Annotated in this window: 14 protein-coding genes and 1 pseudogene; 13 read left to right on the forward strand and 2 right to left on the reverse strand. The window is 34.9% G+C overall.

Annotated elements, in window-relative coordinates; genetic code table 11:
• Positions 1–81 precede the first annotated feature (81 nt).
• Entirely contained in the window at positions 82–702 is a 621-nt protein-coding gene (gene yihA / locus ACPWTF_RS17130; RefSeq protein ID WP_095928581.1) for a ribosome biogenesis GTP-binding protein YihA/YsxC, read from the reverse strand.
• Positions 703–746: 44 nt separating this feature from the next.
• Entirely contained in the window at positions 747–1,511 is a 765-nt protein-coding gene (locus tag ACPWTF_RS17135) for an alpha/beta fold hydrolase (RefSeq protein WP_427872271.1), read from the reverse strand.
• 378 nt (positions 1,512–1,889) lie between these two features.
• On the opposite strand from ACPWTF_RS17135, the gene ACPWTF_RS17140 reads away from it, so the two are divergent.
• The 13 genes and pseudogenes from ACPWTF_RS17140 (at position 1,890) to ftsA (ending at position 16,166) form a co-directional block, all read left to right on the forward strand.
• On the forward strand, positions 1,890–2,363 hold the full coding sequence (locus ACPWTF_RS17140) for a division/cell wall cluster transcriptional repressor MraZ (RefSeq protein ID WP_035691746.1): 474 nt from the start codon (positions 1,890–1,892) through the stop codon (positions 2,361–2,363).
• Positions 2,338–3,246 carry a 16S rRNA (cytosine(1402)-N(4))-methyltransferase RsmH gene (rsmH, locus tag ACPWTF_RS17145; RefSeq protein WP_172426853.1) on the forward strand — a complete coding sequence of 303 codons (909 nt, stop codon included), beginning with the start codon at positions 2,338–2,340 and terminating at the stop codon, positions 3,244–3,246. The genes ACPWTF_RS17140 and rsmH overlap by 26 nt, the downstream gene beginning before the upstream one ends.
• Positions 3,247–3,267: 21 nt before the next feature.
• Complete coding sequence (locus ACPWTF_RS17150) at positions 3,268–3,615, forward strand: FtsL-like putative cell division protein (protein WP_289665141.1); 348 nt, start codon at positions 3,268–3,270, stop codon at positions 3,613–3,615.
• Positions 3,606–5,612: pseudogene (locus tag ACPWTF_RS17155) on the forward strand (penicillin-binding protein). Before ACPWTF_RS17150 ends, ACPWTF_RS17155 begins: the two are co-directional and overlap by 10 nt.
• Complete coding sequence (locus ACPWTF_RS17160; RefSeq protein WP_427872272.1) at positions 5,609–7,072, forward strand: UDP-N-acetylmuramoyl-L-alanyl-D-glutamate--2,6-diaminopimelate ligase; 1,464 nt, start codon at positions 5,609–5,611, stop codon at positions 7,070–7,072. The pseudogene ACPWTF_RS17155 and the gene ACPWTF_RS17160 overlap by 4 nt, the downstream one beginning before the upstream one ends.
• Positions 7,073–7,174: 102 nt before the next feature.
• Positions 7,175–8,407: a phospho-N-acetylmuramoyl-pentapeptide-transferase gene (mraY, locus tag ACPWTF_RS17165; RefSeq protein WP_427872273.1), complete on the forward strand. Its 1,233-nt coding sequence runs from the start codon at positions 7,175–7,177 to the stop codon at positions 8,405–8,407.
• On the forward strand, positions 8,408–9,739 hold the full coding sequence (gene murD, locus ACPWTF_RS17170; RefSeq protein ID WP_201998400.1) for a UDP-N-acetylmuramoyl-L-alanine--D-glutamate ligase: 1,332 nt from the start codon (positions 8,408–8,410) through the stop codon (positions 9,737–9,739).
• A 67-nt stretch (positions 9,740–9,806) separates the two neighbouring features.
• Positions 9,807–10,166, forward strand: coding sequence for a four helix bundle protein (locus tag ACPWTF_RS17175; RefSeq protein WP_201998398.1), 360 nt, complete (start codon positions 9,807–9,809; stop codon positions 10,164–10,166).
• A gap of 50 nt (positions 10,167–10,216) precedes the next feature.
• Positions 10,217–11,527, forward strand: coding sequence for an FtsW/RodA/SpoVE family cell cycle protein (locus ACPWTF_RS17180; protein ID WP_427872274.1), 1,311 nt, complete (start codon positions 10,217–10,219; stop codon positions 11,525–11,527).
• A 45-nt stretch (positions 11,528–11,572) separates the two neighbouring features.
• Complete coding sequence (gene murG, locus ACPWTF_RS17185) at positions 11,573–12,661, forward strand: undecaprenyldiphospho-muramoylpentapeptide beta-N-acetylglucosaminyltransferase (RefSeq protein ID WP_427872275.1); 1,089 nt, start codon at positions 11,573–11,575, stop codon at positions 12,659–12,661.
• Between the two features lie 33 nt (positions 12,662–12,694).
• Complete coding sequence (gene murC, locus ACPWTF_RS17190) at positions 12,695–14,044, forward strand: UDP-N-acetylmuramate--L-alanine ligase (protein WP_427872276.1); 1,350 nt, start codon at positions 12,695–12,697, stop codon at positions 14,042–14,044.
• Positions 14,031–14,753: a cell division protein FtsQ/DivIB gene (locus tag ACPWTF_RS17195; RefSeq protein ID WP_248729504.1), complete on the forward strand. Its 723-nt coding sequence runs from the start codon at positions 14,031–14,033 to the stop codon at positions 14,751–14,753. Before murC ends, ACPWTF_RS17195 begins: the two co-directional genes overlap by 14 nt.
• Positions 14,754–14,759: 6 nt before the next feature.
• The gene (gene ftsA / locus ACPWTF_RS17200; RefSeq protein ID WP_250834005.1) at positions 14,760–16,166 is read left to right on the forward strand and encodes a cell division protein FtsA; all 1,407 of its coding nucleotides are present in this window, start codon (positions 14,760–14,762) and stop codon (positions 16,164–16,166) included.
• Positions 16,167–16,209 lie beyond the last annotated feature (43 nt).

The raw sequence follows: 16,209 nt of genomic DNA on the forward strand, positions 1-16,209 counted from the left end.
ATTACAATTGGAATTTGGGATTTTAATATTGTGAGTTCGTAAGTTTGGAATTTGGAATTTCAAAAAATTGGAATTTAAATTTTAAAACTCCGAGTTGTTTTTAAAAACTTCTTGATTCACTTCATCTATATAAGATAATAGTTCTTCTTTTCCGGTAGATTCTGTAGATGAGGTTACAAAATATTGAGGCATTTCGGCCCAGTTGTTGGCAAACATCTGTTTTTTGTAAGCTGCAATATGCGAATCTATTTTTGTTTTGCTAATTTTATCTGCCTTAGTAAAAATAATGCAGAACGGAATTTCGCTTTCGCCCATATAAGACATAAATTCGATATCTATTTTTTGAGCTTCGTGGCGAATGTCGATTAAAACAAAAGCACAAACCAGTTGTTCTCTGTTTTCAAAATAATCAGTAATGAATTGCTGAAAAACTGATTTTGTTTTCTTAGAAACTTTAGCGTAACCATAACCAGGCAAATCGACCAAAAACCAATTGTTGTTGATTTTGAAATGATTTATTAATTGTGTTTTTCCTGGTTTTCCAGATGTTTTGGCTAAGTTTTTATTGTTGGTAAGCATATTAATCAAAGATGACTTACCTACGTTTGATCTTCCTATAAAAGCATATTCTGGCAAAAAATCCTTTGGACATTTTGATGCATCAGAATTGCTGACAATAAATTCGGCGGTGTTAATTTTCATGTTCTTTCGTTTTAAAACCTCCTAAAAAAAATAAATTTTGACGGCTAAAAATTCTTTTCAGTAAGCCATTTTTCAAGAATTTCATTAAATTCCTGAGGGTGTTCCATCATCGCTGCGTGTCCGCATTTGTCAATCCAGTATAAAGTTGAATTTGGTAACAATTTATTAAATTCTTCAGCTACATTTGGAGGAGTTACAGAGTCATTTCGACCCCAAATAATACAGGTTTCAACGTCCATTTTTGGCAAATCTTTAGCCATATTATGACGAATGGCACTCTTTGCAATGGTTAAAGTTTTGATTAATTTGATGCGGTCATTAGCTGTAGCGTAAACTTCATCAATCAAATCGGGAGTTGCGATTTTTGGGTCATAAAATACAGCTTCAGCTTTTGTTTTGATGTATTCGTAATCGCCTCTTCTTGGATAGCTATCTCCCATTGCGCTTTCGTAAAGTCCAGAACTCCCAGTAATTACAAGTCCAGCAACTTTCTCAGGATAAAGTTTTGTATGGTACAAAGCAATATGCCCTCCAAGAGAATTTCCTAGAAGAATAACTTTGTCAAACCCTTTGTAAGTGATAAAGTCTTTTACGTATTTCGCAAAACTTTTTACGTTCGTTTTTAAAATGCTTTGGGTGTATATTGGCAAATCTGGGATAACAACTTTATATCCTTTCGTTGGGAAATATTGTGCTACACCATCAAAGTTACTTAGACCTCCCATTAAACCATGCAGAATAACGATCGGAGTTCCTTCTCCAGCTTCGAAATAGCTGTATTTGCCTTCTTTTTTATAGTGTTTGTCCATCTAATCTAATGCCAATTTCAATTTCGACAAATATAGGGTTAATTCAACAAAAATGAATTTTTGATGCCATTTTTTAACTAGATAATTTCAGTAGAATATGTAAAATGTTAAAAATCAGTAATTAAGATGATATTTGTTAAAATACGCAAATGTTAAGAAATGTGCATTATAATCAATTTTTTAAGAAAATTAGCGCATTATTTTTTTGAATGAATAATGTATTTAAGAATCTGTTAATTAATAGTTAAAGTATTGATTAATTGCAGGTTATGGAAAGTGGTAGCAAAGTGGTTAAACTTATTAACAAAGTGGTATAAAGTGGTAATATGTGGTAATATTTTTTATATTTTTGCTGTATAACATGTTAACTAGTTTTTTTTGAACACAATTGTTGGAACATATGAATGTAAAGTCGATGCTAAAGGGAGGCTAATGATGCCTGCACCTTTAAAAAAGCAGTTGACGGCTTCTCTTCAAGACGGATTTGTTTTGAAGCGTTCTGTTTTTCAGCCGTGTTTAGAGTTGTATCCTATGGTAGAATGGGATGCGATGATGAAAAAAATCAACAAGCTTAATCGCTTTGTAAAAAAGAACAACGATTTCATTAGAAGGTTTACTGCTGGTGTTAAAGTGGTTGAGGTTGATGCATTAGGAAGATTGCTTGTTCCAAAAGATTTGGTAACGTTTGCAAGTATTTCTAAAGATGTGGTTTTTTCATCTGCGGTTAATATTGTTGAGATTTGGGACAAAGATTTATACGAGAAATCAATTAGTGGCGAAGATATGGATTTTGCAGATCTAGCCGAAGAAGTAATGGGAAATATTAATGACGACGAAGATGGAATATCATAATCCGGTTTTGCTTCATCCAACAGTAGATGGTTTAAATATTAAACCTGATGGTGTGTATGTAGATGTTACGTTTGGAGGCGGTGGTCATTCAAAAGAGATTTTAAAAAGATTAGGGCCAAACGGAAGGCTGTTTGCATTTGACCAAGACGAAGATGCGCTTGCCAATGCACTGCCAGACGAAAGGTTTACTTTGATAAACGAAAATTTTAGGTTCATAAAAAGGTTTTTACGTTTTCACGGAGTAAAAGCAGTAGATGGAATCTTGGCAGATTTGGGAGTTTCATCACATCAGTTTGATGTTCCAGAAAGAGGTTTCTCTACCAGATTTGATGCCGAACTAGATATGCGGATGAGTCAGAAAAATGATTTAAATGCTTATCGAGTGGTTAACGAATATGAAGAACAGGATTTACGTCGTGTTTTTTTTGATTATGGAGAGTTGAAAAATGCACCGGTTTTGGCAAGAACAATTGTTGAGGCAAGAAAAGATTACCCGATCAAAACGACTGAAGAATTGAAAGATGTTCTGAAAAAGTTTTTGCCAGAGAAAGTTCGAAACAAAGTTTTGGCTCAGATTTATCAAGCAATTCGAATCGAGGTAAATCAGGAAATGGATGTTCTAAAAGAATTTATTGAGCAGTCGTTGGAAGTTTTAAAGCCAGGAGGAAGATTTTCGGTAATCTCGTATCATTCTTTAGAAGATCGTTTGGTAAAGAGGTTTATTAAAAACGGAATGTTTGAAGGAGAACCAGAAAGAGATTTTTACGGAAATTTTTCAGTTCCATTCAAAACTATCGGAAAACTGATTGTTCCAGACAACGAAGAAATCAAAATTAATAATAGAGCAAGAAGTGCCAAATTAAGAGTCGCAGAAAAGCTATAATATATATTAAGGTAGGAAATAATGAAAAGTGGTGTATTTGGCATATTAAAAGCAAGATTCCTGATTCATGAAGATGCAGTAAAAAATTGGCGATTTATCGTCTTTATAATTCTGCTGGCCATTTTGATGATTGCCAATACACAGCGATACGAACAAAAGGTTTTTGAAATCGCGAAATTAAATAATGAAGTAAAAGAACTAAGATCGGAATTTGTAGATCGCCGTTCAGAATTGATGAAATTAAAAATGGAGTCAACTATCTCGGATAAAATGTTAGAAAAACAAATTTTTCCGTCGACGGTTCCTCCAGTGAAAATAGAAGTTAAAAAAGAAGAAGAAAAAAGTTTCTTTAAAAGAATATGGCAGTAGACGATAAACATATATCCTACAGAATTTACCTCGTAGCAGTTTTCATCTTTTTGATGGCAATTGCTATTGTCGTTAAATTAACCAATATTCAGTGGGTTGATGGAGATTATTACAGAAAACTGGCGAAACAGCGTACCGTTAGGAATTTTGTAATCCCTGCCAATAAAGGAAATATTTATTCTGCCGATGGAAGTTTATTGGCAACATCAATTCCGAATTATGAAATTCGTTTTGATGCAAAAGCGCCAAAAAAAGAAACATTCGAAAAATATGTAAAGCAATTGTCAGATTCTCTAGCAACTGTTTTAGATAAGCCAAGCGGTTATTTTCAAAAAGAATTAAGAAAAGCACGAGAGAATAAAAACCGTTATTATTTGATTGCCCGCAATTTGAGTTACACGGAATATGTGAAAATTAAAGGGTTTCCATTATTCAATTTAGGTGCTTTCAAAGGTGGAATTATTGTTGAGCAAGAAACTGTTAGAAAAACATCCAATAGGTAAAATTGCAGAAAGAACAATTGGTTACGACCGTATTGATCCAGCAACTGGAATAGAAGTAGGAAAAGGAATTGAATGGGCTTTTAAAAGCTATTTGAACGGAAAAGATGGTAAGATTCTAAAGCAAAAAATTGCAAAAGGACAATGGAAACCAATTCGCGATGTAAACGAAGTAGATCCAATTGACGGTTACGATGTGATTTCGACTATAGATGTTTTCATTCAAGATATCGCACACCACGCTTTGCTGAAACAATTGGAAGATTACGAAGCAGATCACGGTTGTGTGGTAGTAATGGAAACAGAAACAGGATACATAAAAGCGATTTCAAATTTAGGAAGAGCAGAAGATGGTTCTTATTACGAAACAACCAATTATGCAGTTGCTGAATCTCACGAACCTGGATCGACTTTTAAATTAGTTGATTTAATGGCGATTTTAGAAGATAAAGTGGCTGATACGAGTACAGTTTACGATAGCCATGGAGGGGAAATTAGATATTATGGAAGAGCTGTTCGTGATTCGCATAGAGGTGGTTACGGGAAAGTTACTTTGGCACGCGGATTTGAGCTTTCGTCGAATACAGTAATGGTTCAGGCGGTTTATGAAAATTATAAAAGTAACCCGCGTAAGTTTGTAAATCATATTAATGAATTAGGTTTAAATAAACCGTTAGGATTACATTTTAAAGGAGAAGGAAGGCCTTATATTCCGCAGCCTGGAGACAAACATTGGTCGGGAACTACACTTCCGTGGATGGCTTTTGGATATAACGTTTCGGTTACTCCAATGCAGACTTTAACCTTGTATAATGCGGTTGCAAACAATGGGGTAATGGTAAAACCACAATTTGTGTCAGAAATTAAAGAATGGAACAAAACCATTAAAAAGTTTGATACAGAAGTAATGAATCCAAAGGTTTGTTCGCCAGAAACACTTAAAAAAGTAAAAGCAGTCTTGGCGAATGTGGTTAAAAAAGGAACAGGCTCTAAGTTGTATTCGAAAGATTTTTCAATGGCAGGAAAAACGGGAACAGCTATGGTGAATTATGGTAACGCAGGAAGAGAAGGAATGTATTATGCATCTTCTTTTGCGGGGTATTTTCCAGCTGATCATCCAAAGTATTCTTGTATTGTAGTGGTTCATAAACCTAATACGTCTAGAAATAATTACTATGGAGCAGATGTTGCCGGACGGTTTTTAAGAGAATTGCGCAAAAGATTTTTACCGATGCGCCTTCGACAAATAAAATCAAAAAATTAGATTCTAGAATCCCAAAACAGGATGCTAGTTATGATAAATATACGGCTGAAGCTAATAAAAAGCTTAACCAGATTCCGAATTTAAAAGGAATGCCAGGAATGGACGCGATTGCTTTACTAGAAAATTTAGGTTTGAAAGTAAAAGTAAATGGAATGGGGAAAGTAAAGAATCAATCGATTCAAGCAGGAACCAGTATAAGTAAAAACACAACAATTGTATTAGAATTATCGTGAAAGTATTAAAAGACATATTATATAAAGTAGCTATTGAATCTGTAAAAGGTTCAACAGATATTGCTATTCAGAAAATCGAATTTGATTCTCGTAAAGTAGAAGCAAATGATATTTTCGTAGCAATTCGCGGTTCACTTTCAGATGGACACGATTATATCGAAAAAGCGATTGATCTTGGAGCAAAAGCAATTATTTGTGATACGCTTCCTGAAAATCTTGTTAGTGATGTAACTTATATTCAGGTAAAAGATACTAACACGGCTTTGGCTTTTATGGCGGCTAATTATTTTGAAGATCCATCTGCAAAACTAAAATTAGTTGGTGTAACAGGAACAAATGGAAAAACGACTATTGCGTCCTTATTGTTTCAGTTGTTTCAAAAAGCAGGTTTTAAGGTTGGTTTATTGTCAACGGTAAAAATTGTAGTAGATCAAACAGAATATCCAGCAACGCATACAACACCAGATTCTTTAACTATTAATCATTATTTAAATGAAATGGTTGAAGCGGGAGTTACGCATTGTTTTATGGAAGTAAGTTCGCATGGAATTCACCAGAAACGTACAGAAGCTTTGCATTTTGTGGGTGGGATTTTCACGAACCTTTCTCACGATCACTTAGATTATCATCCAACATTTGCTGAATATAGAGATGTTAAAAAGTCATTTTTTGATTCGCTTCCAAAGTCAGCTTTTGTTTTGTCAAACATTGATGATAAAAATGGATCGGTGATGCTTCAGAATACAGTGGCTAAAAAACTGACTTACGCTTTAAAATCGTATGCAGATTATAGGGCGCAGATTTTAGAAAGCCAATTGTCTGGATTATTGTTGAAAATCAATGAGAATGAAGTTTGGGTAAAACTGATTGGTACATTCAACGCATACAATGTTTTAGCGATTTATGGAACCGCAGTAGAGCTAGGAATTGATAGTCTTGAAGCGTTGCGTTTACTGTCTGATTTAGAAAGTGTTTCGGGACGTTTTCAGTATATCGTATCAGATGGCGGAATTACTGCTGTTGTAGATTATGCACATACGCCAGATGCCTTAGAAAATGTTTTAAAAACGATAAATGATATTCGTACCAAAAATGAACAGCTGATTACTGTTGTTGGTTGTGGAGGAAATCGTGACAAAACAAAGCGCCCGATTATGGCAAAGATTGCTTCAGATATGAGCGATAAAGCAGTTTTGACTTCGGATAATCCTAGAAATGAAGATCCTGAAGTTATTTTGGATGAAATGGAGCAGGGAGTTGAGCCTCAAAACTATAAAAAAATGCTGCGAATTACAGATAGAAAACAGGCAATTAAAACGGCTTGTCAATTGGCTCAGCCTAAAGATATCATTTTAATTGCAGGAAAAGGGCATGAAACGTATCAGGAAATAAATGGTGTTCGCCATCATTTTGATGATATGGAAACGGTAAAAGAGATTTTAGAACAACTAAATAAATAACAAAAAGGAAATTTCAAATTCCAAATCCCAATAAAATTTGGATTTTGGGTTTTAAAAAATTGGAATTTAATTCGAGATTGGAATTTAAAAAAATAAGAAAATATGCTGTACTATTTATTTGAATATTTTGATAAAACATTGGACATTCCTGGAACAGGAGTTTTCCAGTACATCACATTTAGGTCAGCTTTGGCATTTATGCTTTCGTTGCTTCTGTCGACTATTTATGGTAAAAGAGTAATTAACTTTTTACGCCGTCAGCAAGTTGGAGAAACAGTGCGTGAGCTTGGTCTTGCAGGTCAGAATGAAAAAGCTGGTACACCAACAATGGGAGGGTTAATTATCATTGTTGCAACCTTAATTCCAGTTTTGTTATTTGCAAGATTGCATAATATCTATATCGTATTGCTTATTGTAACTACGTTATGGATGGGAACTATTGGTTTTGTTGACGATTATATCAAGATATTCAAAAAAGACAAGCAAGGTTTAAAAGGTATTTTTAAAGTAATTGGACAGGTTGGTCTTGGAATTATCGTTGGAGCGGTTCTTTATTTTAATCCTGCCGTAACGGTAAGAACCGATACTGGCCGTACAGATGTATTTAAAACTGTAGTAAATTCAACAGTTATTGTACCAGCAGGGGTTGAAGAAAAATCTACAGCAACGACAATTCCTTTTGTGAAAAACAACGAATTTGATTATGCTGAAGTATTGTCTTTTATGGGAGATGGATATGAAAAATGGGCTTGGTTAATTTTTATTCCAGTAGTGATTTTCATTATTACAGCGGTTTCAAATGGGGCTAATTTAACAGATGGAATCGACGGACTGGCCGCAGGAACCTCTGCAATATCTGTCCTCGCGCTCGGGATTTTTACATTCGTTTCGGGTAATATCATTTTTTCAAATTATCTGAATATTATGTACATCCCCAATTCGGGAGAAATGACGGTCTTTATTTCGGCTTTTGTGGGTGCTTTGATTGGTTTTCTTTGGTACAATTCTTATCCAGCTTCTGTATTTATGGGAGATACGGGAAGTTTGACTATTGGTGGGATTATCGCAGTTTTGGCCATTGCAGTTCGTAAAGAAATATTGATTGTTTTATTCTGTGGAATTTTCTTAGCAGAAAGTGCTTCAGTAATTATTCAGGTAACTTATTTTAAATATACGAAGAAGCGTTTCGGAGAAGGACGAAGAATTTTCCTGATGTCGCCGCTTCACCATCATTATCAGAAAAAGGGATATCACGAAAGTAAAATCGTAACTCGTTTCTGGATTGTTGCAGTAATGTTAGCCATATTGTCAATCATTACCCTAAAATTAAGATAAATGAGATTAGTAGTTTTAGGAGGGGGAGAAAGCGGTGTAGGAACCGCGATCCTCGGTAAGAAACAGGGATATGATGTTTTTGTATCAGATTTTGGAAAAATAAAAGAGAGTTACAAAGAAGTTCTTATCATTAATAAAATAGCCTGGGAAGAAGAGCAGCATACAGAAGATTTAATTCTAAATGCAGATGTGGTAATGAAAAGTCCAGGAATTCCAGATAAATCTCCGATAGTAAAAAAGCTGGTTGCGGCAGGAGTGAAAGTGATTTCGGAAATTGAATTTGCGATTCCTTACACAGAAGCAATGACCATCGGGATTACAGGAAGTAATGGTAAAACAACCACAACAATGCTGACCCATCACCTGTTGAAATATGCAGGATTAAATGTCGGATTGGGAGGGAATATTGGAAAGAGCTTCGCCTGGCAGGTGGCTGAGAATAAATTTGATGCCTACGTGCTTGAATTAAGCAGTTTTCAGCTAGACGGAATAATAAATTACAGACCCGATATTGCGATAATAACCAATATAAGTCCGGATCATTTAGATCGATACGAATATAAATACGAAAATTATATCAACTCGAAGTTCCGAATAACAATGAACCAGACTGAAAATGATTATCTCATTTACGATGCGGATGATATCGCAAGTACAGAATGGTTACAGAAGAACAAAACAAAAGCAAAACTAATTCCTTTTTCATTGACGAAAAAATTTGATGAAGGGGCTTCTATAAATAACAACAAAATGGAAATAAAGATCAACCAAGAAGAGTTTACAATGGATACAGAACACATTGCGTTAGAAGGAAAACATAATATGAAAAACGCCATGGCAGCAAGCTCTGTAGCTAAATTGATGCAAATTAGAAATGCAACGATTCGTGAAAGTCTATCTAATTTCCAAGGTGTTGAACACCGTTTAGAAAAAGTATTAAAAATACAGAACGTTCAATATATCAATGATTCAAAAGCAACAAACGTAAACGCTACTTTCTTTGCTTTGGATAGTATGAATTCGCCAACAGTATGGATTGTTGGTGGTGTTGATAAAGGAAACGATTACAACGAATTAATGTCGTTAGTACGCGAAAAAGTAAAAGCAATTATCTGCCTTGGAATCGATAACCGTAAAATTATTGATGCTTTTGGAAACGTTGTTGATATTATGGTTGAAGTAAATAACATGAATGATGCAGTAAAAACTGCGCAAAGATTAACAGAAAAAGGCGACGTGGTTTTATTGTCTCCAGCCTGCGCAAGTTTCGATTTATTCGAAAACTACGAAGACAGAGGAAAACAATTTAAGCAAGCGGTACACAATTTATAATTTTAGATTTTAGAGTTCAGATTTTAGATTGTTTCCAATCTTTGAACTCAAATAAGTTCTTTTGAATATGACGACGAATGAAATGAAGGTGAGAACAAAGAGATTCTCTTTGATGGTAATTGATTTAGCTGAGAAGCTTCCAAATAGCAATGTGATTAGATCTATTGCAAGTCAAATAGTGAGAAGTGGAACATCAGTCGGTGCGAATTATCGAGCGGTATGCAGAGCTCGAAGTGATAAAGAATTTATTTCTAAAATGAACATAGTTTTAGAAGAAGCAGATGAAACTTTGTTTTGGTTAGAAATTATAAAAGAAAAAATGTGGATTGCTAAAGAGGAATTAGAAACGTTGTTAAAAGAAGCAAATGAATTAACAGCAATTTTTGTGAGTAGTTTAAAAACAGTAAATAAAAGAATCAATCAATAAAAACCGAAGGTTTTGGAAAATAATCTAAAATCTAAAATCAGAAATCTACAATGAAGCAATTAGTAAACAAACTAAAAGGAGATAGGGTAATATGGTCATTTGTGGCCTTATTGGCGTTGTTTTCGTTTATGCCTGTTTTTAGTGCGAGTAGTAATTTGGCTTATATTGGGCACGGGACAGGAAATACATTAGGGTATTTAGTAAAACATCTGGCACATATTTGTATCGGATTCTTAATTATTTACTGGGTGCATAGAGTTCCGTATCACTATTTTAGAGCCATTTCGAAGATTGCGCTTCCAGTGGTTTGGATTTTACTGCTTTATACGCTTTTAAAAGGAACTGTTATTGCTGGCGCAAACGCTAGCCGTTGGATTCAGGTTCCCTTTATCGGAATTACGTTTCAGACATCAACATTGGCATCTATTGTTTTGTTTATTTATGTAGCGCGTTATTTGTCAAAGACTAAAGAAGAAAATGAGCCATTTCAGACCTCGTTGATTCAGCTTTGGGTTCCAGTATTTATCACATTAGTATTAATTCTTCCAGCAAACTTTTCGACTACGGCGTTAATTTTTGCAATGGTTTTGATGCTGACATTTATTGGTAAATATCCATTAAAATATATTGCTTTTATCATTGGTTCAGGAGTCGCAATGTTAGCATTTTTCCTTTTAGTGGCAAAAGCTTTTCCAGATTCAAGATTCTTCAGCAGGGTTTCAACTTGGGAAAGTCGTATTACGAATTTCACAACAGACAAACCAGACGAAGATGATTATCAAATTGAGAAAGCGAAAATTGCAATTGCATCTGGAAAATTAGGTGGATTAGGTTCAGGAAAAAGTGTTCAGAAGAACTTTTTGCCGCAATCTTCTTCCGATTTTATTTATGCCATTATTGTGGAGGAATATGGTTTGGTTGGAGGAGTTTCAATTGTTATTCTGTATTTGTTGTTATTGTTCCGATTTGTAATTGCTTCGCATAAAGCTCCTACAGTGTTTGGAAAATTAGTTGTCGTTGGTGTTGGGTTTCCGATGATATTTCAAGCAATGATCAATATGGCGGTTGCGGTAGAATTATTGCCAGTTACAGGGCAGACGCTTCCGTTGATAAGTAGCGGGGGAAGTTCGATTTGGATGACCTGTCTTGGACTTGGAATTATCATTAGTGTAACAAGAAAAGAAGAAGAAATTGCTGAGGATAAATTGGAGAGAGAAAAACGAAAAGAAGCCTTACAGCGATTGATAGATAAAGAAATGGCAGAAGAGGATTTACCAGCAGATGAAATATATGAAGAAGAGGCAATGTATTCGATAGAAGACAATTCAAGAAATCCGATGAATGCGGTTTTAAACAAATAAGATTAAAATATAAAAATTTTTTAAAAAGTTGTAATTTTTAGACAGATGACAAAGTATAAATTCATACTTAGCGGAGGAGGAACAGGAGGGCACATCTATCCTGCGATTGCAATTGCAAATGAATTAAAATTACAATTTCCTGATGCAGAATTTCTTTTTGTAGGTGCCAGAGATAAAATGGAAATGCAGAAAGTGCCTCAGGCAGGTTACGAAATAAAAGGTCTTTGGATTGCTGGTTTACAGCGAAAATTGACATTACAAAATTTAATGTTTCCGCTTAAACTGGCAAGCAGTTTATTGGAATCAAAAAGAATAATTAAAAAATTTAAGCCCAATGTGGTAATCGGTACGGGTGGTTTTGCCAGCGGACCTTTATTGCAAGCGGCAGGTTCGGCAGGAATTCCAACAGTGGTTCAGGAGCAGAATTCTTATCCAGGAATTACAAACAAATTGTTGAGCAAGAAAGCCAATGCGATTTGTGTGGCTTATGAAAATTTAGAGCGTTTTTTTCCAAAAGAAAAAATTGTTTTAACAGGGAATCCAGTTCGTCAGGATTTAATTGACATTGAAAGCAAACGTGAAGAAGCAATTGCTTTCTATGGTTTAGAGCCGAATAAGAAAACATTATTGGTTTTAGGAGGAAGTTTAGGGGCAAGAAGAATCAATCAGTTAATTGAAAAAGAATTGCAGAATTTCCTTTCGCAAGACGTTCAGGTAATCTGGCAATGCGGAAAATTATATTTTGAAGATTATAAAAAATACAATCAGCCAAATGTAAAAGTGGTTGATTTTATTGAAAGAATGGATTTTGTTTACGCAGCATCAGATGTCATAATTTCACGTGCAGGTGCTTCATCAGTGTCAGAATTGTGCATTGTGGGGAAACCAGTGATTTTTATTCCGTCACCGAATGTAGCTGAGGATCACCAGACTAAAAATGCACAAGCGATTGTTGATGCTAAAGGTGCGATTTTGTTGAAAGAATCTGAGCTTGACAGTCAGTTTAGCATTGTTTTTGAAGCGCTGCTGAAAGATTCTGGAAAACAGAAACAATTAAGTGATAACATTAAAAAATTGGCAAAACCAAGAGCTACACAAGATATTGTGGCAGAGATTGTGAAGTTGATTAAATAATATAATAAGTTGAAGGCTTAAAGCAAATAAAAAATGAATTTAAATCAAATACAAAACGTTTATTTTATTGGTATCGGAGGAATCGGAATGAGTGCTCTGGCTCGTTATTTCAAGTTTATTGGAAAACAAGTTTCAGGTTACGACAAAACGCCTTCTATGCTAACTAATGAATTGATTGAAAGCGGTATTGATATTCATTTTGAAGATGATATAAACTTAATTCCAAAAGATTATTATGTAGAGAATACGTTGGTGATATATACGCCAGCGGTTCCAAAAACACATTCAGAATGGAATTATTTTATTGAAAGACATTACGAGGTTAAAAAAAGAGCTGAAGTTCTTGGAATCATAAGTAAAGACACTTTTTGTTTTGCAGTTGCAGGAACGCACGGAAAAACAACGACTTCTAGTATTTTGGGGCATATTTTGTTTCAAAGCGGCGCTGATGTAACTGCTTTTATTGGGGGAATTGTAGAGAATTATAATTCAAACTTGATAGGAAGCGGAAAAACAGTAACAGTTGTAGAAGCAGATGAATTTGACAGATCGTTTTTGCATTTGCGTCCAGATATCGCTTGTGTGACTTCTATGGATGCGGATCATTTAGATATCTACGGAACAAGTGATGCAATTGAGGCTTCTTTTAGAGAATTTGCTTCAAAAGTTGAGGATAAAAATAATCTCTTCATTACCAAAGAATTGCCTTTAGAGGGAGTTCAATGTGCTGTAAATGAAGATGCTGTTTATAAGGCTTTTAATGTTCGCATTGAAGATGGGGCTTATGTTTTTGATGTGCAGACGCCATCAGAAATTATGAAGGATTTGCGTTTTGGATTGCCTGGAAGACACAATTTAATGAATGGATTGATGGCTATTGCGATGGCTAAAACTTATGGCACCCCGACCGATTCTATTGCAAAAGCCATTGCTTCATTCAACGGAATAAGAAGACGTTTTTCATATCAAATTAAGAGTGAAAATTTAGTATATATTGATGATTATGCACATCATCCAACAGAAATAAATGCTGTTCATCAAGCAATTAGAGAGTTGTATCCAGGACGTAAAGTTTTGGCAATTTTCCAGCCGCATTTGTTTAGCAGAACAAGAGACTTTATTGACGGATTTGCGGCAAGTTTATCGCAGTTTGATGAAGTGTTTTTGATGGATATTTACCCTGCTAGAGAGCTTCCGATGGAAGGAGTAACTTCTGAGTGGCTTTTGGGTAAAATGACAAATTCGAACAAAAAAATTGTTGCAAAAGAAGATTTATTAGGTGAAATTAAAGCCAGTGATGCACCTATTATTGTAACAATTGGAGCTGGTGATCTGGGAGAGATGGTTCCGTCAATTAAAAAGGTTTTAAATGAAAATATTTAATTGGGCAAATATTAGATTAGTACTTATTTTCGGACTGGTTTTGTTTCTGTATTCTTTCGCTAAACACCGAAATGGAGATCGAAAATTGAAAAAATCAGTGGTCGTTTTTGTAGGAGAAAATACGCTTTTTGTGAAGCCAGAGACGGTTAATAAATTGTTGATAGAAAATAGAAGAGACGCTTCCAGTATTAGAAAAGATGAACTAGATTTGAATAAGATAGAGAAAACCCTCGATACGCAAGAGATGATTGAGAAGTCAAATGTTTTTGTAAGTATTGATGGAGTTCTAAAAGCAGTAGTAAAACAGAAGACGCCCATAGCAAGAGTTTATGACGGCGCTGCTTCTTTTTATATTGACTATGAGGGAAATAAAATGCCCTTATCGGACAATTTCACTGCGCGAGTTCCTCTTGTTTCAGGGGCAATAAATGAAAAAAATAACGAAGATTTAGCCGCTTTATTTCGCACAATTTATGACGATGCGTTTTTGAAAAAAAACATCATTGCTGTAGAGATTATGCCGAATGGAAGCTTAAAAATGTTTAATCGTAACTATGATTACTTCATAGATTTTGGAAGAACGATGAATGTTGATAAGAAATTTAGAAACTATAAAGCCTTTTTTCAAAAAGCAGTTTTAGATAGTTCGTTATACAAATACAAAAAAATTGACCTTAGGTTTACGGAACAAGTAGTTTGCACTAAATAATAGAAAATGGAAAAAGATAATATTGCAGTAGGTCTAGATATTGGAACAACCAAAATCGTTGCCATGATTGGCAAAAAAAATGAATATGGTAAGTTGGAGATTTTGGGCATTGGTAAATCCAAAAGTTTGGGTGTTGCCAGAGGAGTAGTAAACAACATTACGCAGACGATTCAATCGATACAGCAAGCGATTGTCGAAGCAGAAAATAATTCAGGATACAAAATTAAAGATGTGGTTGTGGGTATTGCAGGACAGCACATCAGAAGTATTCAGCATACAGATTACATCAGTAGAAATAATCCAGAAGAAGTAATTGGCGAAAAAGATATTCAGCTTCTAATCGATCAGGTAAACAAACTGGCGATGTTACCAGGAGAAGAAATTATTCACGTTTTGCCTCAAGAGTTCAAAATTGACGGACAGTCTGAAATTAAAGAGCCAATCGGAATGTATGGCGGAAGATTAGAATCTAGTTTTCACGTTGTAGTTGGACAGGCATCTTCAATCAGAAATGTTGGAAGATGTATTCAGAGTTCAGGAATAGAATTGTCTGGATTGACATTAGAACCATTAGCTTCGGCAGATGCTGTTTTGAGTCAGGAAGAAAAAGAAGCTGGTGTTGCGCTTATCGATATTGGTGGTGGAACAACAGATTTAGCTATTTTCAAAGACGGTATCATTCGCCATACGGCTGTAATTCCTTTTGGAGGAAATGTAATTACAGATGATATCAAAGAAGGCTGTTCGATCATCGAAAAACAAGCTGAACTTTTAAAAATAAAATTCGGATCTGCTTGGCCAGGCGAAAATAAAGATAACGAGATTGTTTCTATTCCAGGTTTAAGAGGAAGAGAGCCAAAAGAGATTTCGCTTAAAAACTTATCTAAAATTATTCACGCAAGAGTGGTGGAAATTGTAGAGCAAGTTTTTGCAGAAATTAAAGCATACGGACACGAAGATCCTCGTAAAAAGCTAATTGCTGGAATTGTATTGACAGGTGGTGGTGCACAATTAAAGCACATTAAACAGCTGGTAGAATACATTACTGGAATGGATACGAGAATTGGTTATCCGAACGAGCATTTGGCAGGAAACTCTGGAGAAGAAATCTCTAGCCCGCTATATGCAACTGCAGTAGGATTAGTAATGAACAGTATCGAAAACAGTTCGCAAAGCGCTGTTAGAATGGAAATGGTAAAAGAGCAGCCAAAAATTGTTTATAGAACCGCTCCGCCAGTTCAGCGATACGAAGTAGAAGAAAACTACGTTGAAAGAGTAGAAACCATTGATGAGCCTGAAGAAGTTGTAAGTCAGAAGGCGCCTAAAAATGAATCTACTGAAACCAAAATAAGAAGATCATTTTTTGATCGATATGTCGACAAAATCAAAGAATTTTTAGACAACGCAGAATAATAAAAAGAGAAGGATTATTTCTTGCCCCAAGTCAAGAAGTAAA

This window comes from Flavobacterium sp. MMS24-S5, from assembly GCF_050320125.1.
Taxonomy (GTDB): domain Bacteria; phylum Bacteroidota; class Bacteroidia; order Flavobacteriales; family Flavobacteriaceae; genus Flavobacterium; species Flavobacterium tyrosinilyticum.